The following is a 2,286-nucleotide window of genomic DNA, read 5'->3' on the forward strand; positions in this document are numbered from 1 at the left end:
TCCTGCCGAGCGAAACAGCTAATCCGTTACACCAGACCGTCTTGCTCAACCGGCTCGCCAGATTTCGATACGATTGAAGATCCGTAGGGCTCACGTGACAGGATGATGAGCGCATCGTTTGGTAGTGGGCGGGCGAGGTGCTTTGCTTCCTCCCAAGGCGCTCGCATCCAGATGTCGGTCTCTTCCTTTGTTAGCAGCAATACAGGCATGGCCTTTTCGTGGATTGGCTTCACAAGATCGTTCGGATCCGTGGTCAGGAAGCCATAGAGATCGTCCGTGGTCATTCCATCCTTCACCTTGCGGACGCTTTTCCATTGCGGCACGTGGATACCGGCGAAGAACATCAGCGATTTTGCCTCGTCGCGCGCAAACCATGCATTGGGCACATTGCCACCGTCCTCTTTGCTTGCCGGATCCGGTTCGGCAAAACTTGTGACCGGGACGAGGCACCTGTGCTCCACGCCGAACCATCGCGTCCAGTGCGGGAAATTGAGCTTGCGGACGTTCGTCGTGCCGCGGTCGGGCTCTATGCGGATCAGTTCTTCAAGATCGAAGGGCTTGCCCTTGGCTGCGAGTTTCTCGGCCTTGGCTTTGGCCGCTTTTTCCAAGGCGAAGCGAGGCGAGGGCAGGCCCCAGCGGGCGTGCACGAGCTGCTTCTTCCCGTCAGCCGTGTTACGGACTATCGGCCCCAGCTGGTCGGGGTTCATCTGATACGCCGGCATCAGGTTAATAAAGCTTTCGGCATCCTGAGCCCATTTCGAGACCCAGTCCTTGTCTTCCATGCGATAAAGATTGCACATGGCAGCAATTCCTCCGTTGCGACCGAATGCAGTTTGTCCGGTGACGTCCGCCTGCGTCTCTAGTCTAGCTTGTAAACGTCGGCATTGTCCTGCCGTTCCCGCAGTCCTTTGTAGGAAGCATGCCGCAGTTTATCCTCGCTGGTCCACGCCCGAAACTCGATCTCAGCGATCAGCATCGGCTCGACCCAGACGATATCTGATTTTTCAGCAAAGGCGACAGGTGGCTGCTTTCGCTTCCAGCGGAGTTTGTCGAGTATCTCGCGCAGCCTGATCATCTCGGCTTCCTTGAAGCCCGTGCCGACGTTTCCGACATGGACGAGATCATCACCGCGATAGGCGGCAAGCGCCAGCGATGCGAAACCGCCCGGCGATGCGGTGGATGGCTCGTAGCCAACAACCATGAAGGCTTCGCTGTCGACGCATTTGATCTTCACCCAGTCGCCGGTGCGGCCGGAGCGATAGGGCTGATTGAGACGCTTGCCGACGATCCCCTCGAGGCCAAGGCTGTGGACATGCTCCAACAGGACGTCTGGTTCGGCGTCGAGTGTTTCCGACAGACGGATGGCGCCGTCATTTGCCTTTATCGTATCCTCGAGAAGATGACGGCGTGATCGGTATTCCGTCTCCCGCAGATCGTGGCCGTCGAGATACATAAGATCAAAAGCGTAGAGGACGGCATCAGATGACCGGTTACCGGCCGTCTTGCCCGAAGCCCCCAACGACTTCTGAAGCAGCCCGAAATCCGGCCGCCCTTCATCGTCCAGCACCACCGCCTCGCCATCGATGATCATCGTTGCCGGGCCAAGCGCTCGGGCAGCCTGTTCGATCGCCGGAAACCGGTGCGTCCAGTCATGACCCCCGCGGGTAAGGATGCGGACGCCTGTCGGCTCGATGTGGACCGCCAGCCGATAGCCGTCCCATTTCAGCTCCCAGCTCCATTGATCGCCTTGTGGAGGATGTGCCTTCAATTGCGCAAGCGTCGGCGCGACGCGGTCGGGCATCGGATCGAAAAGAAGCTGTGGCTGTGCAGGATTACGCTTCCGATGCGGCTTTGAGCGGATCGGGGCTTCGATATCACGAAGGAGCGGCTTTGATCTCGGTGGCTTCGTCATGGCGAGACTTCAGCACGAAAACCTTAAGAATAGTGTGACGCCGCTCATCTATCCCCGCTATCCACGATCCGGAGCTCGACACGAGGGAGTGCGGTAAAAATTCTTGTTATCCCTACATCCTTGAATCCTTTTCGAATCTTCGGTTTTGCTAATACTAGGATAGTATTCCTCAACCTTGTGGTGCTTGACTCTTTCGCGCCATCAGAACAAACAATGAACAAATAGCCTGTGCGACATGATGTCGATCTTTTGAACACGACCTTGAAGGGAGCCGTGAACGATGACTGCTGCCCGTTCCCCCAGGGCTCCTGGAGGGGTCTTGGATGTGATCTGCGACTTGCGCGACCGCATTGCCTCGATGGAGGGCGCAGCCG

General features: G+C 57.6%; 2 protein-coding genes. Both read right to left on the bottom strand.

Features of this window, described 5'->3' with window-relative positions; all coding sequences use genetic code 11:
• Nucleotides 1–26 precede the first annotated feature (26 nt).
• Nucleotides 27–800, bottom strand: coding sequence for an SOS response-associated peptidase family protein (locus FS804_RS24600; RefSeq protein ID WP_087747404.1), 774 nt, complete (start codon nt 798–800; stop codon nt 27–29).
• A gap of 59 nt (nt 801–859) precedes the next feature.
• Nucleotides 860–1,912: a non-homologous end-joining DNA ligase gene (gene ligD, locus FS804_RS24605; RefSeq protein WP_144579344.1), complete on the bottom strand. Its 1,053-nt coding sequence runs from the start codon at nt 1,910–1,912 to the stop codon at nt 860–862.
• Nucleotides 1,913–2,286 lie beyond the last annotated feature (374 nt).

It is taken from the genome of Agrobacterium sp. DE0009 (assembly GCF_007680755.1).
Lineage (GTDB): Bacteria > Pseudomonadota > Alphaproteobacteria > Rhizobiales > Rhizobiaceae > Agrobacterium > Agrobacterium tumefaciens_B.

Excerpts from the sequence above, each read along its gene's own strand:
- FS804_RS24600 (WP_087747404.1), bottom strand. The coding sequence starts at position 800 with ATGTGCAATCTTTATCGCATGGAAGACAAGGACTGGGTCTCGAAATGG.
- ligD (WP_144579344.1), bottom strand. The coding sequence starts at position 1,912 with ATGACGAAGCCACCGAGATCAAAGCCGCTCCTTCGTGATATCGAAGCC.